The organism is Actinophytocola sp., assembly GCF_035634895.1.
In the GTDB taxonomy this organism is placed as follows: Bacteria; Actinomycetota; Actinomycetes; order Mycobacteriales; family Pseudonocardiaceae; genus Actinophytocola.
The window spans coordinates 76,267-101,476 of sequence record NZ_DASQCC010000031.1 but is presented as its reverse complement, the minus strand read 5'-3'; the positions used below and the strand labels follow the sequence as shown (position 1 = coordinate 101,476).

The window sequence follows — 25,210 nt, the reverse complement described above, 5'->3', positions numbered from 1 at the left end:
GACTGGAACGGTGATGTGTTGTGCACCCGCTACCCGGTCGACCGCACGGTGCGCCTCGGTGGCCGAGGGCTGACCCTGGTGCCGTCCTACTTCTGCTGGGACAGCCCGGTCACCTGGATCGACGACGAGCTGCCGCCTGTGCTGGTCTACCAGGCGCACGGCCCCAAGGCGGGCGCCCGCGCCGACGTGCTCCTCCCCGACAGGCTGACGTCACTGCTCGGCCGTACCCGCGCGGAATGCCTGCGCGTGCTGCTCGTGCCGCGCACCACCACGGAGTTGGCCACGAGCATCGGCACCTCGATAGGCACGGCGAGCAGGCAGGCCGCCATCCTCCGCGACACCGGCCTCATCACCAGTGACCGGCGCGGAACGGCCGTACTGCACACCACCACCCCTCTCGGCACGGCTCTCCTGATCGGCGAACCCGTCGACCAGTAGGCACCACGCGGCCGGGTGGCCGGCCGAAGTCCACAAAGGAGCAGAATGATGGAAATCGTCTCTGGCGCGGGGATCACCCGAAGAAGCGCGTTCAGGTTGCTCGGCGCGGCGGCCGGCACGGCGGTGGGGATCACCGCCACCACCGGTACCGCGGTGGCCGCGGCACAGGGGCCGTTCCGGCCGCCGCCGGACGCCGCGAGCAAACCGCCGCCGACCAAACCCGAGCCCGAGCAACTTCGTGGCGACGCGGATCTGTTCACCGCGAACTCCGTGGGCCGGGGATTCCTCGGACCGCTGGTGGACGAGTGGGTGCTGCACGCCCAGCAGTGGGTCAACACGGTCTACCGGAACGTGGCCGGTTTCAACCCGGCCCCGGAGACCGGCCGCACGGGCTGGTCCACGATGTACGCGCTGACCCGCGCGCTGCAGATCGAGCTCGGGCTGAGCGGCGACCAGCTGTCGGACAACTTCGGCCCGACCACGATGTCTCTGCTCACCAACAGGTTCGGCGACATCGGACCCGGCGACCCGGAGAACGTCGTGCGGATCGTGCAGTGCGCGCAATACTGCAAGGGCTACTGGGGTGACCGGCTCAGCGGCGTGTACTCGGACACCACGAAGAACGCCGTGCTGGAGATGCGCGGCAACATGGGGTTCACCGACGACCGCTCCACCCTGTCCCCCAAGGAGTTCAAGGCACTACTCACCATGGACGCCTACGTCGTGGTCGAGAACGGCTCGACCACCGTCCGCTCCGTCCAGCAGTGGATGAACAGAACCTTCTACAACCAGTCGTGGTTCTTCATCGTGCCGGCGGACGGGCACGCGTCGCGCGACGTGTCGAAGGCGATGATCTGGGCGTTGCAGACGGAGCTGGCCGTGCCGGGCGCCAACGGGAACTTCGGTCCTGGCACCCGCGGCGCACTGCGGGCCCGTCCGCCGCTGACCGTGGGTGCGTCGGACAGCGGCGGGCACTACTTCGTGCGCCTGTTCCAGGCGGGCATGATCTTCAACCAGTACGAGGTCGTCTTCGACGGAACGTACTCCGCGACCGTCCGGGACCAGGTCACGAGTTTCCAGAGCTTCGCGGCACTGCCGGTGAACGGGACCGGTGACTACCAGACCTGGTGCTCGCTGCTGGTCAGCAACGGCGACACGGACCGGCGCGGCGCCGCGTACGACTGCGTCACCGAGATCACCTCGGCCAGGGCAGCCGCCCTGTTCGCGGCCGGCTACCGGGTCGCTGGCCGGTACCTGACCAACGTGCCGGGGACCAGTCTGGACAAGAACATCAAGCCGGGCGAGCTCAACACCATCTTCGCTGCCGGGATGCGAGTGTTCCCGATCTACCAGACCTCTGGCCTCAGTGCCGACTACTTCAACGAACAACAGGGCGCGCGGGACGCGAGTCTGGCGATGGCGGCCGCGAGCGGCTACGGGTTCGAGCGGGGGACCATCATCTATTTCGCCGTCGACTTCGACGCGCTCGGCACCGATGTCACCGACAACATCATCCCGCACTTCCAGGCCATTGCCAGGGCCATGAGCTACTACGGCAACCCTTACCAGGTAGGGGTGTACGCGCCGAGGAACGTGTGCACCCAACTGTTCGACCGAGGGCTGGCGGTGACCAGCTTCGTGTCGGACATGTCCACCGGGTTCAGCGGGAACCTCGGTTTCCCGATGCCGAGGAACTGGGCGTACGACCAGATCATCACCGTCACGGTCGGGTCCGGCGCCGGGACCATCGAGATCGACAACAACATCTACTCCGGCCGGGACCCCGGCCAGTCACGAGTCATCGCGCGCCCGACACCCGACACCCGGCTCGACACCTACTTCGACAACGTACTCAGGCCGGCTCTGTCCCGGGATCTCGTCGCTTACAGCAAGACGGTGCCCTCGAACACGGTGGGGCTCAAGCACTCGGTGGACGATGCCATTGACGTGGTCGTCGCATACGACGAGTTGATCACGAACCTGAGCCGGTCCTTCGGCGTGCGCAAGGCCCTCCTCCAGTCGGAGGTCTTCTGGGAGTACTGGAAGCAGACGCCGGCGGACAACGTGGCGGACGGGCTGGTCGTTCAGTGGTTCGCGTACAGGATCGCGTTTGAGGCGTGGGAGCAGCTCCCGGTCGGCACCGCGCCGACGCCGCCGGTCGTCGTGCACGAGGACTGCAGCACCGGCATCGCGCAGATCTTCGCCGCCACCGCGATCACCGCACGCAACTGGGCGATGGACAGCGGGCTGATCCCCGGCGACCGGTTGAACGGTGGCGACTGGCACGTGGTCTACGACGTCTGGAACTCCCTCCACGACGACGGCAACTACAACATCGGCACGGTCCCGCTCGTCCTGTTCCAGGGCGCCGCAGCGGTAGGCGTACAAGGTGTGCGGCTCGACTACAACGCGGACGAGCTGCGCAGGATCTTCGCCCGCTACAACGGGACCGGCAGCGACGCCGACCAGTACGGCGGCGAGTTGTACGGTGTGTACCAGATCTTCGAGGCACTCAACGCCTCGCGCCGATAGCCGAAGACGATGGAGCCGATGCCGATGAGGCGATGGACACGCTGAGCCGCGTCGGCTCCTGGGCTGTCACCAACCTGTTGCTCGGGTACGCCCTGGCCTTTCCCGTAACAAGTGCGGTGGCTTTCAGCTACTACGTGCGCGCGAAGGTGTGGGGCACCGTGGCCTCCCCGTACGGCGGCGCGGAGGCGCAGATCAGCATAGCCTTTGTCCTGGTCGGCGGAGGTGTGCTGGTGGCGCTGGCCGTGCTGATGAACCGGAGGTACCGAAGGACCATGCGGTGGCCCGCCTTCATGTACTGGCTGGCCACCGTCGTCCTCCTGGTTGCCCCTAGTCTGTTGTTCGTGCTGAACGAGTCGACGGTGCCCCAGATGCTCGGCAAGGGACTACTTTGGTGACCGGTGTCGACGAACTGCTGACGCTCGTGGAGTTCGGCGGGCGGGTCGCTCGAGATCATTTCGACTGGAAGGTAATGGAGAAGTCCATCGGTCTCCGCCTTCCTTCGGCGTACAAGGAGCTGGTGGAGGTTCTCCCGCCGGGCCACTTTCAGGATTTCGTCCGAGTGACCAGACCCGGTGATATGGGCGGGTCGCGAGATGAGTTCCTCGGTTACTACGCGCACCGGCTGGAAGACATGCGTGCGTGGCGGACAGGTGAGTCGGATCGGTTCCCGTTGCCGATATTTCCCGAGCCTGGCGGACTTCTTCCCTGGGGCAGGTCGAAACAGGGCGACCTGTTCTTCTGGCTGACGGACGGCGAGAACCCGGAAGACTGGCCCGTGGTCGCCGCCGAACGTGAGTTCGCGTACTGGCGAGCCTTCGACGGCGGCCTGGTCGACCTCCTCGTCGAGGTCGTCACCGGGCGGTTCGACACCCGACCGTTCGGCGTGATTCCGCGTGCCGGCGCACCGCGGTTCCAGGCAGTCGAACCACCTGGACCCCCACCGCCGTCGACGGAGAGCTTCTGGATCGAACGCAGCCATGGCGGCGGAAGCCCGAAGAGCGAGTTCACCGAACTGGCGAGCATCATCGGCCCGGCGCGACCCGAGATGTCCACATTGGACTGGAAGTCAATCGAGAGGCAGTTCGGCTTCGGTCTGCCCTCGGACTACAAGACATTCATCGACACCTACGGCCCGGGACAGTTCGGCGACATCACGGTCACGAGTCCGGTCAGCGGCAGGAACGACAGCCTGAACCGCCTGATCGAGAAGATCCACGCCGAGGCATCAGCCAACCCCAGACGACGACCAGAGCAGCATCCCCCCATTCACCCCGAAGCCGAGGGAATGATCCCGTGGGGCGAGACTCACGACGGCTGGGCCTGCTGCTGGGCGCCATCCACAGCGAACCCGGACGACTGGGGGATTGTGAGGCTGGCGCCGGCGCGGATCACCTGCCAGTACTCACCAGACCTCTCGGTCTCCGCGTTCCTGGTCAAATACGCCACACCAGGCCAGATCGGCCTGTTCCTCGGTCGAGAAGAAGATCCTCCGGACCCCATGACGTTCACGCCGCGCTGACGTTCGCCCGGGTCTGGTCCGACCTCAACCCATGGCGGGAACCCTCACTTCCTCGGTCGCCAGGTCCACCTCGGTCGCTGGGCCGGCCTATGCCCTGCTCCCGCTCATGAGGACACGGCCTCACCGGTCCGTGCGGCCGGGTCGAGGGCCGCGAGGCCGGCACGTGCGTCCGCGGCTTCCGGGGCGCCGAACGCCGTGTACAGCGCGAGAGCCTGGCGCCAATGCCGCCGGGCCTCCTCGCGCTGTCCGAGCACCTGGTGCGTCCTCGCCATTCCGCCGTGTGCCCGCGCCTGCTCGTCCCGGTCACACGTCTCCACCGCCAGCGTCAGTGCGTCGCGGAACTGTGCCAGTGCCTCCGCCGGCCGGCCGGCCGACCGCAGGGCGTCGCCGAGGCCGTTGCGGGTTGTGATCTCCCCGTGTGGGTCGCCGATCTGCTGGAACAGGTCCAGTGCCTCGCGGTGGTCGCGCACCGCCGACTCGTACCGTCCCAGGTGGACGTCCAGTGCAGCGAGGTTCGTGTGCAGGTGCGCCTCACCGCGCCGGTGCCCGATCGTCCGGAAGTACGCCAACGCCCGCTCGTGCGTCGCTCGTGCCGGGCCCCCGCCGCCCTGCCGCGCGTCGATCAGTCCCAGCCGGCTCAGCGACACCGCCTCGCACACCCGGTCACCGACCAGCCGGTACCGTGCCAGCGCCTGCTGGTGGTGCTGGCGCGCCGACCCGAACCGCCCCAGGCGCTCGTCGATGATGCCCAGGTTCGTCAGTACCCGTGCCTGACCGGTTTGGTCGCCCGCTTGGCGGTAGAGGCCCAGCGCCCGCTGCTGGCACAGCGCCCCCGATGCCGGCTGCCCCAACCGGAACAGCACGGTCCCGAGGTGCGCCAGTGCCCTGGCCTGGCCACGCGCGTCACCGGCCCGCCGGTGCAGCGTGCACGCGCGGCGGTACTGCGCCGCGGCCACGTGGTAGCGCCCCCGCAACCGGTACACCGAGCCGAGGTTGATCAACGCGTGGCCGCGCGCGGTCTGGTCGCCTGCCCGGCGCGCCGCTTCCGCCGCCTGTGTGTAGATTCTCAGCGCGTCCGGGTAGTGGCCGCCGTCGAGGTACCGGTACAGGCTCGCGGCCAGCCGCTCGGTGTGCGCCGGCCAGCCGTGGCGCGCGGTGTGGTCGATCACCGTGACCAGCGTGGGCCGCTCCGCGTCGAGCCATGCCCTGGCCGCGCCGGCGTCGGCGAACGCCGGCAGCGACGTGACCGGCTGGTCGGTCGCGGGGTGCCGGGCGGACGGCTCCAGCACCCGCGCCGCCGCGCCGGCCGCGGCCACGAAGTAGTCGAACAGCCTTGTCAGCGCGGCGTGCCGGTCGGCGGGGTCGCCCCGCTGGACGGCGTACGCGCGCAGCAGGTCGTGGATCCCGTACCGGTCGGGTCCCGCCGGCCGGATGAGGTGGGCACGGGACAGCGCCGCGAGCAGCCGGCGGGCGTCCGTCAGCCCGGTGCCGAAGAGCGCGGCGGCGCCGTAGGGGTCCAGCTCGTCGCCGGGGTACAGCGCGAACAACCGGAAGGCCCGTGCCACGTCCGCGGGCAAACGCCGGTAGGACCACGAGAACACGGCCCGCACCTTGGTGTGGTGGTCCGAGCCGGCGTCGAGCAGGTTCAGCCGGCCGTGCCGGTCCGCCAGGTCGTCCACCAGCTCGGGCAGCGAGGCGCCGTCGTGGGTGATGGCCAGCTCGGCGGCCACCCGCAGGGCCAGCGGCAGCCGTGCGCACTGCGCGGCCAGGGTGGCCGTCGCCGCCGGCTCGGCGCCAGGCCCGATCAGCCTGCGCAGCAACGTGACGGCGTCGTCGAGCGGCAGCAGGTCCAGCTCGAGCCGTCTCGCGCCGTGCCGGGAGACCAGGCCGGCGAGGCTGTCCCGGCTGGTGACTACGACCGCGCAGGAGGCGGTCCCGGGCAGCAGTGGCCGCACCTGCTCGACCGTCGCCGCGTTGTCCAGTACGACAAGCGTCCGCCGGCTGGCGAGCTCGGTGCGGTAGCGGGCGGCCCGGTCCTCGACGTCGAGCGGTACGTGCCACTCGGGCACGCCGAGCGCGCCGAGGAACCGCGTCAGCGCGTCGCCGGCGGACATGGGCCAGCCGACGTCGAAGCCACGCAGGTCGACGTACAGCTGCCCGTCGGGGAAGCGGTCGCGCATCCGGTGCGCCCAGTGCACCGCCAGCGCGGTCTTGCCGACCCCGGCGGTGCCCGAGACCACCGAGACCGGCACGGTGTCGTGCGGCGCGACGAGCGAGTCCAATGCGCCGAGCTGTGCGCCGCGCCCGGTGAAGTCCGGCACGTCGGCCGGGAGCTGCGCCGGCACCGCGTGCGCCGGCACCGGCTCGTGCGGCGGCTTCTTTCCCTGCAGCAGCGCGAGATACGCCTCGGACAGCGCCGGCCCCGGGTCGACGCCGAGCTCCGCGGCCAGCCGGTCGCGGACCCCCCGGTAGATGGTGAACGCCTCGGACCGCTGCCCGATGGCCAGGTGGGCGCGGATCAACAGTGCCTGCAGGGCCTCGTTCAACGGCTGGGTGGCGACCGCCTCGCCGAGCACGGCCACCGCCTCTCCCGCGTCGCCGATGGTGATCAGGGCCTCGCCGTACCGGACCAGGGTGGCCTGCCGTTCGGCGACCAGTGACGTCACCTTCGGATGTCCGGCCAGGAAAGGGATGTCGCAGAACGGCGCACCCCGCCACATGGCCAGGCTCTCGCCGAGCAGGGCCGCCGTGCGGTGTGACTCGCCGCCGCACTTCCCCGTGGACGCGACCAACCGCCGGAACCGGAGGACGTCGATGTCGTCGGGCGGAAGGCGCAGGGCGTAGCCGTCACCAACCAGGGGAAGGATCGCGCTCCTGGCCCGGACCTGCCGGTCCGGCTCGAGTAGTCGGCGGAGCTGCTTGACGTAGGTCTGGATCGTGTTGGCCGCGGTCGGCGGTGGCCGGTCGGACCACAACGCGTCGACCAGCTCGGCCCGCGACAGCGGCTGACCGCCCGCCAACGCCAGCAGTCCCAGCACCGCGCGCTGTTGTGGTGGCCCGAGGCCGACCTTGTCGTTCACCCGCCACACGGAGATCGGCCCCAGCACCGCGATTCGAACGGACATCTCGGCCCTCGCGTTCGATCGACGCCGGGCCTCATTCAACTGGTGGTCTGGCCACCGGGGCCATCCCGCGTTCGCCGTAACTCCTCTCCGCTGGCTGGATGCATGCCGGGTGGTCCGTCGGCGGCGAAAGGGTTGGGGCGCCGCGGTTACGGCGCCCCACGTTTCTGCTCAGGCGAAAACGGTCAGCACCACCAACGAGTATCCCACCGTGGCGTGTTCGGTGTTGGCGGCAAGGAATGCCGACTCGGCGAACACGACATAGGGCGAGAACGGGATCGGACCGCCGTTGTCGTACCAGAACCATGCGAAGGCCGGCAGCAACAGCGGCGTGGCCTGGGCGGGCCAGAGCACGTCACCCTGGTTGAACAGTGCAGCGGCTTGCGCCATCACGCATCCGGTGTTCGGGGTGTCGGTGTATCCGATGTGGTAGTTGCCATCGAGATAGCCGGGGAAGCTGGTCAGGATCAGCGGGTCGGGCGCGATCGCCAGCGGGCATTCCGGGGCCTGCGCAACGGCCGCGGTGGTCGCGTCCACCTGCCGGTAACCGGATGGCACGGTGAACAGCTCCGCCGGGACGGCCTTGGTCTGGATGCCGGTGTAGGTCCTGGTGTACGAAGCGCCGGAGGCCTCGACGACCCGGATCTGGACGGCCAGCTGGACGTCCCTGGCGAGCCAGGTGGTCACCTCCCTGGAGACCGGCGCGGCGTTCTCGCGGGGAGTGGTGACGGTGTAGGAACGCCCCTCGGCCTTCACGTTCCCGAACGAGGCCGTGCCGAGGCTCTGGTAGCCGGAGCTGAGTTTCTCCTGGCTGGCCTTCGCTGGTCCGGTTGCCGGAGGCGGGCTCGGCTTGTCGGGTGCGGTCGTCTTCGTGTACGTGCCGGCCTTGGTGTCCATACGCACGGACGAACCGGCGACCGGGTCGTCGATCGTCACGACCGACCCGCTCTCGTGGCGGACGCGGCCGTGGGTGTCGCGGTAGAACCGGCTCTGCTCCTGCGTGGTGTGCGTCAGCCCGTCCGCGCCGACGGACGTCCGGCTGATGTGCTCGACCGCGCTCAACGCGACCGGCGCCGATCCTTGTGGCCGTGCCTGTTCCGCGGTCGGCCCGGCACTGGCCTGCACCGGCGCGACGAACAGCGCCCCGGCCAAGCCGATGGTGAGCGTCGTGGCCAGTCTTCTTCGTCTCATCAAACCCTCCTCGTGGTCAGCGACGCCCACACCATCGACGCCCCAACTGGATGGCGACTGGATGGCCACTGACTGAGGAGGTATGACCTGGAGCGAACTACGATCGTCGTGACCAGGCAGCAGACGTGGTAAGAAGCGAACCGGACGACGGGAGGACGGGGCCTGACGTGTCCTGGCGGAAGGTGGGGAAGGCCGCGGGCGGCGCGTTGCTTGACAGCGTGCGGGAATGGATCGCGATTATCGGCGGGCTCGGTGCCGGGCTTGGAGCCGGTTTGCTGATCTGGCAGGGCGGTGTCGGCAGCATTCCTGGGATCGTGTGCCTGGTGCTCGCCGCGGGTGCGCTTGTGTCCGCGTTCTTCGGCATGCGTGACCGCGACCTCGGCGGCTGGGCCGGCGCGATCATCGCGTTGGTACTCGGCATCGCCACCTTCGTCGCGTTCGGGCTGGCGACCGGAACGTAGGAGACCACCGGATGTCGTCTGCTGGGCAGGAACTGCGCGAGTCGACCGCCGTCCTTCGACTCCGCGTCCTCAGTGGACTCGTCGGCGGGATCTTCCTCGGCCAGTTCCTCTCGCCACTGGCCGTCCAACCCCTGACCGGGGCCACCGGTGTCGGCGACGCGGTAGGCAAGGGCGTCAGCGGTGTGCGAGGCCGTCGATCATCAGGGCGAGGGTGAAGTCGAACCGGTCGTGGCCCTCGCCGGCGGTGATCTCGGCGGCGTGACGGGTGGTGTGGGGGAAGGTCTCGGCGGGTAGGGCGGTGAACCGGCGCAGCAGTTCGTCGCGGTCGCGGACCCAGACGGCGTCGTCATGCGACGAGCGCTGGTCCGCGATCGATAACTCGAGGCAGTAGGCGGCGACGTACAGCAGGAGGGCGTCGCTGGCCCAGGCGGCGGCCTGCGGGGTGACGCCGCCGGTGAGCAGGATCGCCAGCATTCCTTCGCTGACGCGCACGATCTCCAGGTCGGTGGGGGCCATCGCGAGCACGGCTCGGGAGATTCCGGGATATTTCAGGTACTGATCGCGCATCTGGACGCACACCCCGCGGATCTGCTCCCGCCAGGCCGCGGGGTCGGGCTCGGGTAGCACGAGCTCGGTGCACAGCCGCCCGATGAGCAGCTCGTCTAGGTCGGCCTTGTTGACCACGTGGTTGTAGAGCGATGCGGGCCCGGTGTCGAGCGCATTGGCCAGCCGGCGCATCGTGAGCGCCTCGTAGCCCTCTGTGGCGATGAGGCCCAGCGCGGTGTCGATGACCTGCTTCACGGTGCGGCGCCGCGGCTTGGGGTCGTCGGTGCTCGGGCGCAGGTGGCGGGCCGCGCGTCGCTCTTTCGGGGTCATCCCACCACCATAGCTCGATACGAACAGCGTTCGTATCAGAGTTGACACGAACGATGTTCCTATTATAGGAACTGTGTTCGTAACCATGACGACCAACGCTCCGAGCGCGGTCGACCCGCCGTGCCCAGAAGAGGACAACTCATGAAGGCAGCTCAGTTCAGCCGGTTCGGAGGCCCGGAGGTCCTCGAGATCGCGGACCTCCCGGATCCACATCCGGGCCCCGGCGAGGTTCGGATCGCGGTGCGGGCCGCCGGTGTCAACGCGAGCGACTGGAAGAAGCGGCAAGGCCTGATGGACCAGGAGCTCCCGCAGACCATGGGGCACGAAGTGGCGGGCATCGTCGACGAGCTCGGCGATGGCGTCACGGACATCGCTGTCGGTGACCGCGTCTTCGGGTTCTGCGCCGGCGCCGCGCAGGCCGAACTGGCGGTGCTGCCCCATTACGCACCCATCCCGCCGTCGATCGACTTCGCCGCGGCCGCCGCGCTGCCGGTCGCGGTCGAGACGGCCGCGCGTGCGCTCGACCAGCTCGGCGTCCGGAGCGGTAGCACACTGCTCGTCAACGGTGCCTCCGGCAACATCGGTCGTGCCGCCGTCCAACTCGCCGTCGCACGGGGCGCGCACGTGATCGGTACCTGCGGCCCCGGCAACCACGATGTGATCCGTTCGTTCGGCGCCGAACCCGTCGCCTACGGAGACGGCATGGCGCAGCGAGTCCGTGCGCTCTGCCCCGACGGCGTCGACCTGGCGCTCGATGTCGCCGGAAGCGGCGTCCTGCCCGATCTCATCGACCTCGCGGGCGGCCCGCGGCATGTCATCACCATCGCGGACTTCGAGGGCGCGCAGCAGTACGGCGTGCGGTTCAGCAAGGGCGACGCTGGTCGCGCCCTCTACACGCTCGACGAGATCGGCGACCTGGTCGAGTCCGGACGGTTCTCACTCCCCGTAGGACAGACGTTCCCGCTGACCGAAGTCGCGCAGGCACATCGCGTCGGCGAAGCGGGTCAAGTGCGCGGAAAGCTCGTGCTGCTGGTCGGCTGACGCGGCATCCGACGTCGGGTCCGCGAACGTCCGAGCACGTCGCACGTCGACGTCATCTCTTCTCACAACCGAGAGATCACCCATGAATACTGACAACCCATCGACCACGAAAGCCCGGTCGGCTCCGCGGAGTGCTCCCGGCGGCGACGCGGCGCGCCCCAGGCACAGCGGGGCGAACCGCTGGCTGGCGCTCGTCGTCCTGAGCCTCGCCCAGCTGATGGACATCCTGGACTCCACCATCGTGGCCATCGCACTGCCCACCGCCCAGCACGACCTCGGCTTCCCCGCCGGCTACCGGCAGTGGGTGCTGACCGGCTACGCGCTCGCGTTCGGCAGCCTCCTGCTGCTCGGCGGCAGGCTCTCGGACTTCTTCGGGCGCAAGCGGTTGTTCCTCGTCGGGGTCGGCGGATTCGCCCTCGCCTCGGCGGTCGGGGGTGCCGCCGGGAACTTCACGACACTGCTGGCCGCGCGAGTCGGACAGGGTGCGTTCGCCGCGATGCTCGCACCAGCGGCACTGTCACTGCTGTCGATCACCTTCGCCGACAACGCCAGGGAACGCGGCCGCGCGTTCGGGATCTTCGGCGCGGTCTCGGGCGCCGGCGGCGCCGTGGGGCTGCTGCTGGGTGGCGTCCTCACCCAGGGCCTGTCGTGGCGGTGGTGCCTCTACGTCAACCTGGTCATCGCGGCGGTCGCGTTCGTCGGCGGGCTTTGTCTGCTCCACGACGGCGATCGGCCGCGGCGGGTCCGGCTCGACATCACGGGCACGGTCATCGTGGTGCTCGGCCTGGTCGGAATCGTCTTCGGTCTCGGCACCGCCGAAACGAACGGCTGGCACGACGTCGCGACGCTCGGTCCGGTGATCGCGGGCGTCGTGCTCATCGCCGTGTTCGTGGTCATCGAACGCCGCACCGCCCACCCGTTGCTGCCCCTGCGGGTGGTACTGGACCGGGTCCGGGGAGCGGCGTACCTGACGTTGGGTATCGCCGGGATCGGGATGTTCGCGGTCTTCCTCTTCCTCACCTACTACCTCGAGAACACGCTGGGCTTCACCCCCGTCCAGACCGGCCTGGCGTTCCTCCCGATGATCGGCCTGGTCATGGCGGGAGCGGTGTTCTCCGGGGCGGTGCTCCTGCCGCGCACCGGACCCCGCCCGCTCGTCCCGATCGGCTGTCTCCTGGCCGCGATCGGCATGGTCGTGCTCACCGGAATCGGTGGTGGGTCGAGCTACGGCGCGAACGTCCTGCCCGCCCTGCTCGTCACGGGGGCCGGATTCGGGTTCATCTTCGGCCCGGTGCAGAACGCCGCGACCAGCGGTGTCCGGTCGTACGACGCCGGAGTGGCCTCCGCGCTGGTGACCACGGCCCAGCAGATCGGTGGATCCATCGGCACGGCGGTGTTCAGTTCGCTCACCACCACCGCGATCGCGAGCTATCTCTCGGCACATCCCGCGACCGCCGCACAACCGGTGACCATCGCCGAAGCGACCTTCGCCGGCTACCACCTGGTGTTCTGGGTCGCGGCAGCGGTCTTCCTGAGCAGCGCCGTACTGGCCGCCCTCCTCTTCCGGAGTGGCCCCCTGCCGGTCGACGCGGGCCACGCCGCCGACCACGACCCTCTCGACCCGCGGTCCCCGGCGATCACCGCTGACCATGACACACCGCCCGACAAGGAGCACACGGCATGACCCACCACCTCTCCCTGCCCGACGACAGGGTCGCGATCCTCGGCGCGCTGGAGCTGGAACGCACCCCGGCCGGGGTGCGCCCGCGACGGCTCCCGGCGTGGACCCGGCCGCGCCTGCACCACGGCTTGCTGGATCTGGTCGTCTCGCAGGCGGCCGGGGTCCGCCTGCGCCTGCGCACGGCAGCGCGGTCGCTGGCGCTGGGCGTGCACGTCACCGTGCCGGAAATGGACGGGAGCCCGCTGCCGGCCTCGTTCGACCTCGCCGTCGACGGCACGGTCCTCGGCCGTGTGCCGGCCACGGCGGGTGATGTGCTGAGCTTCTCCGCCGACCTCGCCGACGGCCGGCTGAGCCCCGGGCACCCCGAAACCGTGCGTTTCGACGACCTGCCTGATGGAGAGAAGGACGTCGAGATCTGGTTGCCGCACGGCGCGACGGTCGAGTTATGCACGCTCGACTCCGATGCGCCGCTGCTCGCGCCGACCCCGCCGCCCGGCATGGCATGGACGCACCACGGCTCCTCGATCAGCCACGGCCTCGAGGCCCCCGCCCCGACCCTGACCTGGCCTGCCATCGCGGCTCTGACGACCGGCGCGGCGCTGACCAACCTCGGCTTCGGCGGCAACGCCATGCTCGACCCGGAGGTCGCTCGCGCCATCCGGGACACCCCGGCCGACCTGATCACGCTCAAGGTCGGGATCAACATCGTCGGGGACGCGTCGATGCGCGAGCGCACCTTCGTCCCGGCGGTGCACGGGTTCCTGGACACGATCCGCGAAGGCCACCCGGACACGCCGGTCGTGCTCGTCTCGCCGACCTCCTTCGCCGAACTGGAAACCACGTCCGGCCCCGTCGCGCTCGACCAGGAGACCGGCCGCAAACGTGCCCTGGGCTCCGCGGGTGTCGGAGCGCTGACGCTGACCAGCGTCCGCACGTTGCTGGCCAAGGTCGTCGACGTCCGCGAAGACCCGGCGCTGCACTACCTCGACGGGCGAGAGCTCCTCGGGCCGGACGAGGCCAGGTCGTTGCCCGACGGCCTGCACCCCGACCCGGCCGCGCACCTTCGGATGGGCGAACGAGCCGTCCGGCTGATCCTGGGGCCGGTGATCTCAACACGCTGACCTGAAAGGGAAGCGCGGCTGGGCGACCAGCCGTCCGCCGGGCGCGAGCTGTTCCCACGCCGGGCGGGGATCCGCTGCGAACAGCCATGGCTGGGCACAGTGCCTCATCAAGCATCGGGATCGTCTTCTGGTGGGGTGCTGAAGATTTGATCCACTCCGTTGGTGTCGTCGTACTGGTAGACGAAGCCGTGGCGTTCGTACAGACCGCGGGCCCCGCTGCCTCGGTTGACGGCGAGCTTGAAGGGCCGTCCGTCCTGTCGCAGGGTCATGACGTGGCGCAGGACGTGGCCGCCGAGCCCGTGGCCCTGGAACTCGGGGCGAAGGTAGAAGTGCTCGATCCACAACGCGTCCGGTTCGGCACGGACGGCGATACAGCCCGCGACGTCGCCGTCCACGAGGATGACGTTGGTGTTGGCGGGAACGTAGGTGTCGAGGAACCGCTGCCGTGCCCAGTCGTGGTCCCAGTAACCCAGCCGTTCGAGATCCGCCCGCATCACGGTGGCCTTGAGGTCGGCCATCCACTCCGCGTCCCGCGGTGTGGCGGAACGCAGTGACCACGTCGTTGTCATGGTTCCATCATGGAGGGCGGCCACGTGCGCCGTCGGTTGAGACGGATCCAGAAACGCGCCCCGTCGCTGGTCGGGTTTGTTCTCCCGTGGCCGTTTCGAGGTGAATTCGGAGATGGTGACGGACCCGGCATTGTCTTTCGAGAACCGGACTCGCCGTGTTTTCCTGCCGCTCTTTTCGACAATAGCCGTCCGCCAGGTCGATCAACGGCGATGCGCAAGATCCGTTGCCTCCAGCACCCCCCGGCCGGGTGGAGAATTGCCAGATCGGCGTGTGTGCGTCCGCGCGTGGGCAGGCGTTGATCAACGGGAGGCGAACCTGGACGGGTGATCGGGACCGGTGCCGCGCGGCGGGTAGGCGAGCAGCACGCTGATGATCTCCACCGCCCCAATTGCTGATACTCCGCGGTGAAGAAACTTCGCTTCCTGTGTTCACCGGAGCGTGAGCGGGCGGATGCGGAACGGAAATCCTCTGGGGCACGTCTGCACGGGCGGGCGCTTCGCTTCGCCTCAGTTTGAAATTAACCCGCCGATTGTGTTTTACATCATCCCTCGAATGACTATGCTGGCGTTACCTGGCAGGGGGTCGCTATGGGGGTGAGACTGCTCGGGCCATTGGAAATCGTGACCGATGGCCGTGTGTCGCGGGTGGGTGGGCCGAAGGAGCATGTCGTCCTGGCCGCGCTCGCGTTGAACGCCAACCAGGCGACGTCCGTCGATCACCTGGTCGAGGCGGTATGGGGGACGTCGCCGCCGTCGTCGGCGCGTGGGCAGATCCAGAAGTGTGTTTCCGGGCTGCGCAAGTTGTTCAAGGACGCGGGACAGGCGGGGACGATCAGAACATGTCCCCCCGGCTACATTCTCGAGATTCCGCCCGGGGACCTGGACAGCGAGGAGTTCACCAGGCTGGTCGGCGTGGCCCGTGAGCAGGTGGTCGACGGGGAGTTGGACGAGGCGGCGGGATCGCTGCGAAAAGCGCTCGCACTGTGGCGTGGTCCGGCGCTGCACGGGGTGCGGAGTGACCTGATCCAGCGGGGTGCCGCGTTGCTCGACGACGCGCGGTTCGCGGCCATCGAGGAGCGGGTGCGGCTGGATCTCGGGATGGGCCGGCACGAGGACCTCGCCAACGAGTTGGACGGGCTCATCGACAAGGCTCCGTTGCGTGAGCGGCTGTACGGGTACCGCATGCTGGCCATGTACCGCTCCGGGCGCCAGGCCGAGGCCCTCGAGGTCTTCCGCAGAGCCAGAACGATGCTGATCGAGGAGGTGGGCGTCGAGCCCGGCCAGGAGTTATGCGACCTCGAACGGGCGATTCTCAACCGGGATCCCGCGCTGGACGCCAAGGCGGCCGGTGCGGGATCCATCGCAGGGGCGGCCGAGCAGGCCGGCGGCCACCCGCCGACGCCCCGGCCGCTTCCCGGCAGTACGGCGGACTTCGTCGGCAGGGAGGCGCATGTCGCCGAGATCAAGTCGTTCCTGTTGAGTGAGGCGCCTCAGGAATCCTCCTTCGCCGTCCGTGTCGTCGCCATCTCCGGGAAGGGCGGGGTCGGCAAGTCGACCCTGGCGTTGCGGGTGGCCCACGAGCTCAGCGATTCCTTCCCCGACGGGCACCTGTATGCCGACCTCGAGGACCCGGAGACCGGGGAGCGGCCCGCCACCTTGCTCGCCCGGTTCCTGCGTGCCCTCGGGGTGCCCGGTCCCGCGGTGCCGGAGGACCACTCCGAACGCGCCGAGCTGTACCGGAGCCTGCTTGCCCACAAACAGCTTCTGGTCGTGCTCGACGGTGTGACGACCGAGGAACAGGTGCTGTCGCTGCTGCCGGGCACCGCGACCTGTCCGGTGATCGTCACCAGCCGGGCCCGGCTGACGAGGCTGCCCGGCGCGCGCTGGGTCGACGTCAACGTGTTCGACACCGAGCAGTCCCTCGAGATGCTCGGCAAGATCGTCGGCTGGGACCGGGTACACGCCGAGCAGGACGCGGCCGTGGAACTGGTCAACCTGTGCGGCGGTCTTCCGCTGGCGCTGCGGATCGCGGGCGGGCGACTGGCGTCGCGGCCGCAGATGTGGGTCAGTGGCCTCGTCAGCAGGCTGGCCGACGAGACGCGCAGGCTGGACGAGTTCAGCCATCGCGGACTGGAGTTGCGTGCCAGCATCAGCCTGACCTACCACAGCCTGCCGAGCCAGGCCCGGCGGTTGTTCCGCCTGCTCGCGCTGGTGCCCGCGCCCGACTTCCCGGCGTGGGCGGCCGCGGCGCTGCTGGACACCGGGCAGTTCGAGGCGGACGACGCGCTGGGCTGCCTCGTGGACGCGCACCTTCTGGACACGCTGGAGTATCCGGGCCGGCGGATCCGCTATCGCTTCCACGACCTGATCCGGCTCTACGCGCACGAGCGGTTGTTCGAGGTGGAGCCGGTCGCGAGACGGCGCGACGTGCTTGCCCGCGTGCTGAGCGCCTGGCTGGCTCTCGCCGAACGGGCCCACCGCAAGGAGTACGGCGGCGACTACACGATCCTGCACTCCGACGTGCCCCGCTGGCACGGGATCGCGGACATGGACCTCGACCCCGACGACTATCCGATGGAGTGGTGGGAAAGCGAGCGCCGGGCGCTCGTCGTCGCGGTCCGGCGGGCCGCGGCGGAGGGGATGGACGAGCTGTGCTGGGACCTTGCCTGCACGCTGATCAACCTGTTCGAGGTGAAGGGCTACTTCGACGACTGGGAGGAGACCTCCCGGCTGGCGCTCGAGGCCACCACGCGAGCAGGCAACCGGTTCGGCCAGGCGGCGTCGCTGTACTCGCTCGGCACGCTCTACCTGTACCAGAAGCGCCTCGCGGAGTCCGAGGAGTGCCTCGAGACCGCGCTGCGGACCTTCGAGGAGGAGAACAGCACGCTCGGGTGCGCGTTGGCCCTGCGCATGGCGGCCTCCGTGGACCGGATGCGGGGCAACGTCACGTTGATGCTGGACAAGTACGAGCGCGCGCGGGTCAAGATGCGGGAGGTCGGTGACCCGGTGGGGGAGGCCTACATCCTGCGGAGCCTCGCGAAGTTCCGAACCGACGAGGGTGACTTCGAGGCCGCGCGGAGCCTGCTCGACGAGGCGCACACGCTGTGCCGGAGGGTGAACTACCGCCGCGGTGACGCGCAGGCCGCGCGGGGGTTCGCCGAGCTCCACCTGGTCACCGGACACACCGGGCTCGCCCGGCAGGAGTTCCAGCGGGTGCTGCGTATCGTGCGGGACATCGGCGACCGGATCGGTGAGGCGCACGCGCTGTACGGCCTCGGCCTGATCCGCAGGCAGGAAGGCAAGTTGGACAGCGCCGAGACGACCCTCGTGCACGCGCTGACCCTGGCGCACCAGGTCGGGGAGCCGCTCGTCGAGGCACAGGCGCAGTACGCGCTGGGTGGGATCGAGCTCGCGCGGGGCAACTACGTACCCGCGGAGGAGCACCTGGTCAAGGCGCGGCGGCTGTTCCTCGATCTCGGCATGCCGATGTGGCACGCGAAGAGCCTGATCATGCTGTCGGAGGTGCACGCGGACGACGTCGCCGAGGCCGGCGCCGAGCTAGACGAGGCAGAGCGGTTGCTGGGGTCCATCGACTCCAAGGAAGCGAGCCGGCTGCGCGGCCAGCTGACCGAGACGAGGTCCGCGCTGCGGCTGGACTACGGCGCGGACCTCGAACCGATCTGAACCGGCTTTCTGAACGAAGTCCCAGGGGGCGGCGACGATCTGCCATGCCCCGTCCTCCTCGCGTCGGGCTGTCTTCCCCTGAGCGGAAGAAAACCGGAAGTGGAGGGGAAAGCCGGACCTGGACGATCGAATCTCGGGACGACCACCCGCGATCGGACAGGAGGCCAGTGCGATGGGCAAGCCCGTCCTGCGGCTCGGCGCTGACGACCTGTGGCGAGTGATCAAGGAACTCGACCCGATCGACCTCAGAATGGCGAAGTTGGCGCACCTGGCCGCGGGGGGCGGCTGCCGGCCCGGCGACCGGGCGGCCGAGGCCGGGGAACAGCCGGACGACGACCTGGTGCTGATCGAGGATCCGGGCGGCGTGGATCGGTGCGTCATACCGTGGTCGATCCTGTGCCTGTGTCACGCCGTGATGACGGTGGCGTTGGCCGCCGAGGAGCTGCTCGTTCCCGGTGAGACGACGGTCGGGTTGCTCGCCTCGGGCGACGTCGCGCACTGCCTCCTGACGATGATCGCCTGCCACCTGCCTGGCGTCGGGCAGGTCTACCTCACCGCGGCGAGCGACCAGGGCCCGGCGCCGATCGACGCGCGGGTACGGGACCTGTTCGACCGGGCCGGCATCGAGCTCTCCGTCGTCACCACCGTCGACGAGGCCACGAGTGGCGCCAACCTCCTGATCACGACCGGACCGGGGCACGAGGACCTCGTCTACCGGCATCTGCCGAGAGGGGCGCTGCTGGTCAACGTCGCGGGTCTGGACATGCCGGCCGACATCGTCGACCGCGTCGACCAGATCTACGTCGACGATCTCGGACTGCTCGAGCGCAACAGGCACCGGCGGTTCGTGACCGTGCACCTCGACGGGCGGGTGAACGGCCGGTGCGTGTCGTTGCGGAGGGGTTGGGGGCGGCACCACAACCGGTGCACGTGGTTCGACCTGCGCCGGATCGAGGCGGACTTCGGCCAGGTGATCTCCGGTCGCCATCCGGGACGAACCCATCTCGACGACGTCCTGCTCTTCGAGCTGCTCGGTGTGCGGGAGCTGGACGTCGCACTCGCGGAACAAATCCACCGGACCGCGCGTGCGTGCGGTCTCGGTGCCTGAACTGGGACATCCTATTCCTGGAGTACTGGTAGTGAAACTCGAAGTTGGAATTCTCGGTAGAAAAGTGTCCTGCCGGCGGCAGGGGCGCACCTCCGACGTCGCGAAGCCGGAGGTCGAGCTGGCACATCCACGAATCTGAGGGTGCGTGTGGCGCGGCTTGGTCCGGTTGGGGGGATCCGCCGTCGGCGCAATTTACCGGATAAAAAGTTTGCCGCGACAGCTTTGTTGGAGTAATGGTGTTGAGAGTTCATTTCACGGTCGAGGACCTGGCCCGATTACGGATGGTCACCTCCCTGGGACCGATGGCGGAAGCCGTCTTCGCGATTGATCTGTTCGGCCGGCGCGGTGGGGGACCGGTGGCCGAGTGGCGCCGGAATGTGCGTCGTCAACTCGGCGAACGGCTGGGTGCCGTCGAGTCCGTGGCCCACACGCACCAGCCGCTGAGCGACCTGCTGTGGCTGATCGGCTGGCCGGGCGAGTCGTCGGGTGGGTGGGGCGACACCGACCTCGTCCGCAGGCGGGTCGCCGCGACGATGTACGAGTTCTGCCGCGTCGCCGTGGTGCCGCACTGGTCGAGGGCGCGCAACCACCTCGAGGGCGAGCGGGACTCCCGCGCCCGGATCTCGATCACCAGCGGTGTCGAGAGCATGCTCAGCACCCTGCACCCCAAGCTGCGCTGGCACCCGCCGGTGCTTGAGATCGCCGACGCCGCCGATGGTGACATCTACCTGTCGGGCGGTGGACTCCAGCTCAGCCCGGCGTTGTTCCTGCACGACAGGACCTGCGTCGTCGTCCCGGCCCAGCACGGCGGCGGGCCGCCGACCGTGGTGTTCTCCACCCCGGCCGGATCCGAGATGCTGGCCGATCTCGCCGGCACCGAGGAGCCGGACGAGCAGGCGCTCGGCCAGCTTGTCGGGTACACCCGCGCGGCCGCGCTGCAGGTGCTGACCGACAGCTGCACGACCGGCGAGCTCTCCCAGCGGCTGGGGATCTCGCTGGCCGGCGCCAGCAAGCACGCCCGGGTGCTGCGGCAGGCCGGTCTGGTCATCACCGCCCGGCACCGCAACACCGCAACGCACTCGCTGACCCCGCTGGGCATTGCCCTGCTCCGCAGCTCTGTCCACATTGGATCCACTGTGCTCGAGGCGGGCATATGACCGTCCGGCACACGGTATCGCGTGGTCCGGCTCGACACTGTGCTGTTTCGCTGCCAAGTGAAACAGGTAGAACCACCGGCGAACGTGCCGCACGCTTCTCCGCAGTCGTTTGAGCAGACACTGCGGAGGACTGTGCCGTGCGGGTATTCCAGCTGAGCGCCGATGACAACAGAGCGATCGATGCCATCGTCGACGAGGTGTCGCAACGCTTCGACACGGTCGAGTCGGCGGAGTTCCAACGGGGGGCACGCGTCTACGCCGACGAACTGCCCAGGGGCCTGCGTGCCGTGGTCAACGAATACCGCGGCACCGACCGCGACGGCGCCTTCGTGCTTTCCGGTCTGCCCGTCGACGACGGCGAGATCGGGCCGACGCCCGCGCACTGGGAGAACAAGCCCGTTCCGTCGCCGACGCTGCGCCAGGACATCGCGTTCTACCTCGTCGCCAGCCTGCTCGGGGAGCCCATCGGATGGGCGACCCAGCAGGACGGTTACGTCATGCACGACATCCTGCCGATCAAGGGGCACGAGAAGGAGCAGATCGGCTCCGGCAGCGAGGAACTGCTCACCTGGCACACCGAGGACGCCTACCACCCGCTGCGGACCGACTACCTCGCCCTGATGTGCCTGCGCAACCCCGACGGCGTCGAGACGACGATGGCCGATGTCGCCGACGTGACACTCGACGACGCGACGCGCGAGATCCTGTCGGAGGACCGGTTCTACATCATGCCCGACCACTCCCACCGGCCGGCCAACCGGGGACGTGCGACCGACGCCGGCCGCAAGGTCGCCGACCTCCTCGCGCGCAGCCGGGAACAGGTCGAGCGCGCGTTGCGGCAGCCGGAGCCGGTGTCCGTCCTCTTTGGCTCGCCGGACTCGCCGTACCTCCGGCTGGACCCGCACTTCATGCGGGACGACCACGATCCCGACGAGCGGGAGGCGCTCGAGGTGATCAGCGCCGAGCTGGACAAGGCGCTCGTCGACGTGGTGCTCCGGCCGGGGGACATCTACTTCATCGACAACTACCGGATGGTGCACGGACGCAAGCCCTTCCGTGCCCGGTTCGACGGGACGGACCGGTGGTTGCGCCGCCTGAACGTCGCCGTGGACCTGCGCAAGTCCCGGAAGTTCCGGCTGACCGCGGATTCCCGCGTCATCTACTGATCCGTCATCGAAACGCGCGTAGGAACGGGAGATCCAATGGGCAACAGTGTGGTCGTCGTCGGCGGCGGCACCTCCGGGTGGATGACCGCGGCGTACTTGCGTGCCGCGTTCGGCGACCGGCTCGACGTGACCCTCGTCGAGTCGAAGAACGTGCCCACCATCGGGGTGGGCGAGGCGACGTTCAGCACGGTCCGGCACTTCTTCGACTATCTCGGGTTGACGGAGAGCGAGTGGATGCCGGCCACCCACGCCACCTACAAGCTGGCGATCAGGTTCGAGAACTGGCGGCGGCGGGGACATCACTTCTACCACCCGTTCGAGCGGCTCCGCGTGATCGACGGGTTCCCGATCACGGACTGGTGGCTGCACAACGGCGGTGGCGAGCGGTTCGACAAGGACTGCTTCCTGATCGCCTCGCTGTGCGACGCGAAGCGCTCGCCCCGGTACCTGTCAGGTGAGCTGTTCGAACAGGACTTCGCAGAGAACGGCGCGGACCGCGCCTTCCGCACCACGTTGGCCGAGCAGGACACGCAGTTCCCGTACGCCTACCATTTCGACGCGGCGATGCTGGCGAAGTACCTCACCGGGTACGGCGTCGAGCGCGGCGTCCGGCACGTCCTCGACGACGTGGTCGACGTCGGCCTCGACGAGCGGGGCTGGATCAGCCACGTGCTGACCCGGGAACACGGTGCGTTGTCCGGCGACCTGTTCATCGACTGCACGGGTTTCCGCTCCCTGTTGCTCAACAAGGCGCTCGGTGTGCCGTTCGAGTCCTATCAGGACAGTCTGCCCAACGACCGCGCGGTGGCCCTGCGGGTGCCGGTGGACGGGACGACGCGGGGAATCCGCCCCTGCACGACGGCGACCGCGCAGGACGCCGGCTGGATCTGGACGATCCCGCTGTTCGGGCGGGTCGGCACCGGCTACGTGTACGCCGGCGACTACTGCGGGCCGGAGGAGGCCGAGGCGACCCTGCGCGCGTTCGTCGGCGACGCGGCGGCAGACCTCGAGGCCAACCACATCAGGATGCGGATCGGGCGCAGCTCGCGGTCCTGGGTGAACAACTGCGTGGCCATCGGGCTGTCCAGCGGGTTCGTCGAGCCACTCGAGTCGACCGGCATCTTCTTCATCCAGAACGCGGTGGAGCAGTTGGTGAAGCACTTCCCCGACGGCCAGCCGGACTCCGACGACGTCCTCCGGAAGGCCTACAACCGCCAGGTGGCCGGGGTGATGGACGGTGTGCGCGAGTTCCTCGTGCTGCACTACTACGCCGCGGCGCGGGCGGACAACCAGTACTGGCGGGACGCCAAGACCCGGCCGATGCCCGACGCGCTCGCCGAGCGGATCGAGCAGTGGCAGGTCAAGATGCCGGACGCGGAGTCGATCTTCCCGAGCTACCACGGGTTCGAGGCGTACTCCTACGCCGCGATGCTGCTCGGGCTCGGCGGGCTGCCGACGCGTGCGCCCGCCGCGCTCGCCCTGTCCGACGACCTCGCCGCGACCAAGGAGCTCGGCCTGGTCCGGGACCAGGCGAAGGACCTGGTCGAGCGGCTGCCCAGCCACTACGACTTCCTCGCGCGGCAGCGGTACGGGACCCGGCACGCGGGTGCGGTCGGCAGATGAGTGGCACGGTCCTCCTGGCGCACGCCGGCCACGCGGTGCTCGTCCTCGGGGCGGTCTTCGCGCTGGCCTTCGTCGCCAGGACGGTGGCCCGGCTGGTGCGCCAGCCCGTGGTCCTGGTCGAGCTCGCGGCCGGCCTCGCCGTGGGGCCGGTCATCCTCGCGATGGGTGGACCCCGGCTGCGTGCGGCGCTGCTGCCGGCCACCGTCCTCGACTGGAGCAAGGTGGTGGGGCAGGTCGGGTTGGTGCTGTTCCTGATCGGCGTGGCCAACGAGGCACGCATGACCCTGGAGCCGGGGCAACGGCGGGTCGTGGGCTGGGTGAGTGCCGGTGGCCTCCTCGTGCCGCTCACGATCGGGGCCGCGTTCGCCGCCTGGGTGCTGACCAGCGCCGGCCCGGGGCTGCGCGGCACCGCGCCGGCGCCGGCACTGGCGTTGTTGCTCGCGGTCTCGCTCGCCGTGACCGCGGTGCCGGTCCTGGCGCGGATCCTGGCGGAGAACAACCTGGCGGAGACGCCGGTCGGCCGGCTGTCGGTGGTCGTGGCGGTGATCATCGACGCCGTGTCGTGGCTGGTCGTCGCGCTGGCCGTGGGGCTGGCCACGGGTGGTGCGGGTGGGATGCCCAGGCTCGCGGGCCTGCTCGTCGCGAGCCTGCTCGCCATGGTGGGCGTGCGGCGCCTGCTCGGTGGCCGGGTCGCGACCCGGTGGTGCGGTGCCCGTACCAGAACGGCGGTGGTCCTGGTCGCCGCCGCGGGGTTCGCCACGTTCACCGCGATGGAGAGCTGGGGACTCACCGGTGTCTTCGGCGCCGTCCTCGTGGGCTTCGCGATTCCGGACGACGGGCAGGACGGCGCGTGGCGGCGGGTCGTCGACGTCCTCTCGCGGGGCGGGCGGGTGCTGGTCCCGGTGTTCTTCGTCGTCACCGGTGCCACGGTGTTCACCGACGGCCTCGGACCCGTGCCGTGGGTCGCGATCGCCGCCGTCACCGGCCTCGCCGTCCTCGGCAAGGTCGCCGGCGGTTACCTGGGCGCGCGGCTCGGTGGACAGTCGCATCGGGACGGTCTGCGGCTCGGTGTCCTGCTCAACGCGAGAGGGCTGACCGAACTGGTCGTCCTGCAGGCCGGCCATGCCGCCGGGATTCTCACCCCGGCCATGTTCCTGGCCCTGCTGGTGATGGCGCTGACGACCACCGCGATGACCAGACCGGCGTACGCGCTCCTCGAACGGATCGCGGTGGGCGCCGGTTCGAGCCACCAGTACCGAACAGTGGGGACCTGACATGGTGAACTCCGGTGTGGACACGGCGTTGATGTCCGGCGACGGTATCGCCGCGGTGGTCGAGCCGGCGCAGTTCCGCGCGCTGATGTCCACCTTTCCCACCGGCGTCGCCGTCGTGACGACGACCGAGCCGGAAGGCAGGCCGTGGGGAATGACCTGTTCCACCGTCTGCAGCGTCTCGGTCGACCCGCCGACGCTGCTGGTCTGCCTTCGCGAGGAGAGCCCGACCCTCCAGGCGATGTTGAAGCTGTCGACCTTCGCGGTGAACCTGTTGCACGAGGGGGCGCGCGACACCGCGCAGCTGTTCGCCTCCGGTGCGCCAGACCGTTTCGAACGGATCCGATGGCGCAACGAGCCCTCGTTCGGCGGCCCGCACCTGGTCGACATGGCGCACGCGGTGGCCGACTGCCAGATCGTCAGGACCGTGTGCGTCGGCGACCACATCGTGGTGTTCGGCGAGGTGCTCGGCCTGGCGCGGCACGACGAGGTCACGAGCCCATTGCTGTACGGGTTCCGGCAGTACTCGTCCTGGTCCGCCGGAACGCCCTGAGCTCCACCCGGGACGGGACATGGCAATACGATTGAATTATTGATGAAATATCCAGGTCGCGACTTTCTTGGATCGTCGCCCGCGTGATTCTGATGGT

Annotated in this window: 19 protein-coding genes and 1 pseudogene; 16 read left to right on the top strand and 4 right to left on the bottom strand. The window is 69.3% G+C overall.

Features of this window, described 5'->3' with window-relative positions:
- The 4 genes from VET29_RS05060 to VET29_RS05045 form a co-directional block, all read left to right on the top strand.
- Positions 1–438, top strand: a 438-nt coding sequence (locus VET29_RS05060) for a winged helix-turn-helix domain-containing protein (protein ID WP_324915241.1), incomplete at its 5' end; no start/stop codon positions are given.
- 48 nt (positions 439–486) lie between these two features.
- Positions 487–2,970: a glycoside hydrolase domain-containing protein gene (locus tag VET29_RS05055; protein WP_324915236.1), complete on the top strand. Its 2,484-nt coding sequence runs from the start codon at positions 487–489 to the stop codon at positions 2,968–2,970.
- Between the two features lie 32 nt (positions 2,971–3,002).
- A complete protein-coding gene (locus VET29_RS05050) occupies positions 3,003–3,365 on the top strand; it encodes a hypothetical protein (RefSeq protein WP_324915234.1) in 363 nt (120 codons plus the stop codon).
- Positions 3,362–4,489: an SMI1/KNR4 family protein gene (locus VET29_RS05045; protein ID WP_324915231.1), complete on the top strand. Its 1,128-nt coding sequence runs from the start codon at positions 3,362–3,364 to the stop codon at positions 4,487–4,489. Before VET29_RS05050 ends, VET29_RS05045 begins: the two co-directional genes overlap by 4 nt.
- Before the next feature lie 104 nt (positions 4,490–4,593).
- Here VET29_RS05045 and VET29_RS05040 read toward each other — a convergent pair whose 3' ends face one another.
- Positions 4,594–7,614: an AfsR/SARP family transcriptional regulator gene (locus VET29_RS05040; protein WP_324915228.1), complete on the bottom strand. Its 3,021-nt coding sequence runs from the start codon at positions 7,612–7,614 to the stop codon at positions 4,594–4,596.
- A gap of 168 nt (positions 7,615–7,782) precedes the next feature.
- Entirely contained in the window at positions 7,783–8,802 is a 1,020-nt protein-coding gene (locus VET29_RS05035) for a hypothetical protein (protein WP_324915225.1), read from the bottom strand.
- A gap of 167 nt (positions 8,803–8,969) precedes the next feature.
- Between VET29_RS05035 and VET29_RS05030 the strand changes: the two genes are divergently transcribed.
- Complete coding sequence (locus VET29_RS05030) at positions 8,970–9,263, top strand: hypothetical protein (protein WP_324915223.1); 294 nt, start codon at positions 8,970–8,972, stop codon at positions 9,261–9,263.
- A gap of 174 nt (positions 9,264–9,437) precedes the next feature.
- On the opposite strand, the gene VET29_RS05025 is transcribed toward VET29_RS05030, so the two are convergent.
- Positions 9,438–10,139 carry a TetR/AcrR family transcriptional regulator gene (locus tag VET29_RS05025; RefSeq protein WP_324915220.1) on the bottom strand — a complete coding sequence of 234 codons (702 nt, stop codon included), beginning with the start codon at positions 10,137–10,139 and terminating at the stop codon, positions 9,438–9,440.
- Positions 10,140–10,280: 141 nt separating this feature from the next.
- On the opposite strand from VET29_RS05025, the gene VET29_RS05020 reads away from it, so the two are divergent.
- The 3 genes from VET29_RS05020 (at position 10,281) to VET29_RS05010 (ending at position 13,982) form a co-directional block, all read left to right on the top strand.
- Positions 10,281–11,180 (top strand): NADP-dependent oxidoreductase, encoded by a 900-nt coding sequence (locus tag VET29_RS05020; protein WP_324915218.1) that lies wholly within the window; start codon positions 10,281–10,283, stop codon positions 11,178–11,180.
- Between the two features lie 82 nt (positions 11,181–11,262).
- The gene (locus VET29_RS05015; RefSeq protein ID WP_324915215.1) at positions 11,263–12,864 is read left to right on the top strand and encodes an MFS transporter; all 1,602 of its coding nucleotides are present in this window, start codon (positions 11,263–11,265) and stop codon (positions 12,862–12,864) included.
- Positions 12,861–13,982 (top strand): SGNH/GDSL hydrolase family protein, encoded by a 1,122-nt coding sequence (locus tag VET29_RS05010; protein ID WP_324915213.1) that lies wholly within the window; start codon positions 12,861–12,863, stop codon positions 13,980–13,982. Before VET29_RS05015 ends, VET29_RS05010 begins: the two co-directional genes overlap by 4 nt.
- 107 nt (positions 13,983–14,089) lie before the next feature.
- Here the strand turns inward: VET29_RS05010 and VET29_RS05005 are convergent, their stop codons facing one another.
- Positions 14,090–14,551: a GNAT family N-acetyltransferase gene (locus tag VET29_RS05005; RefSeq protein WP_324915210.1), complete on the bottom strand. Its 462-nt coding sequence runs from the start codon at positions 14,549–14,551 to the stop codon at positions 14,090–14,092.
- 242 nt (positions 14,552–14,793) lie between these two features.
- Here VET29_RS05005 and VET29_RS44270 point away from each other — a divergent pair.
- The 8 genes and pseudogenes from VET29_RS44270 to VET29_RS04970 form a co-directional block, all read left to right on the top strand.
- Positions 14,794–14,904: pseudogene (locus VET29_RS44270) on the top strand (IS701 family transposase); the annotation flags it as partial.
- A 268-nt stretch (positions 14,905–15,172) separates the two neighbouring features.
- Positions 15,173–18,235 (top strand): AfsR/SARP family transcriptional regulator, encoded by a 3,063-nt coding sequence (locus VET29_RS05000; protein WP_324915207.1) that lies wholly within the window; start codon positions 15,173–15,175, stop codon positions 18,233–18,235.
- A 172-nt stretch (positions 18,236–18,407) separates the two neighbouring features.
- Entirely contained in the window at positions 18,408–19,343 is a 936-nt protein-coding gene (locus VET29_RS04995; RefSeq protein ID WP_324915204.1) for a hypothetical protein, read from the top strand.
- Positions 19,344–19,582: 239 nt separating this feature from the next.
- On the top strand, positions 19,583–20,500 hold the full coding sequence (locus VET29_RS04990; protein WP_324915200.1) for a winged helix-turn-helix domain-containing protein: 918 nt from the start codon (positions 19,583–19,585) through the stop codon (positions 20,498–20,500).
- Between the two features lie 137 nt (positions 20,501–20,637).
- On the top strand, positions 20,638–21,666 hold the full coding sequence (gntD, locus tag VET29_RS04985; RefSeq protein WP_324915197.1) for a guanitoxin biosynthesis L-enduracididine beta-hydroxylase GntD: 1,029 nt from the start codon (positions 20,638–20,640) through the stop codon (positions 21,664–21,666).
- Positions 21,667–21,702: 36 nt separating this feature from the next.
- Positions 21,703–23,289 carry a tryptophan halogenase family protein gene (locus VET29_RS04980; protein WP_324915194.1) on the top strand — a complete coding sequence of 529 codons (1,587 nt, stop codon included), beginning with the start codon at positions 21,703–21,705 and terminating at the stop codon, positions 23,287–23,289.
- Positions 23,286–24,563, top strand: coding sequence for a cation:proton antiporter (locus VET29_RS04975; RefSeq protein WP_324915190.1), 1,278 nt, complete (start codon positions 23,286–23,288; stop codon positions 24,561–24,563). Before VET29_RS04980 ends, VET29_RS04975 begins: the two co-directional genes overlap by 4 nt.
- A 1-nt stretch (position 24,564) precedes the next feature.
- Complete coding sequence (locus VET29_RS04970; protein ID WP_324915188.1) at positions 24,565–25,113, top strand: flavin reductase family protein; 549 nt, start codon at positions 24,565–24,567, stop codon at positions 25,111–25,113.
- Positions 25,114–25,210: the final 97 nt, after the last annotated feature.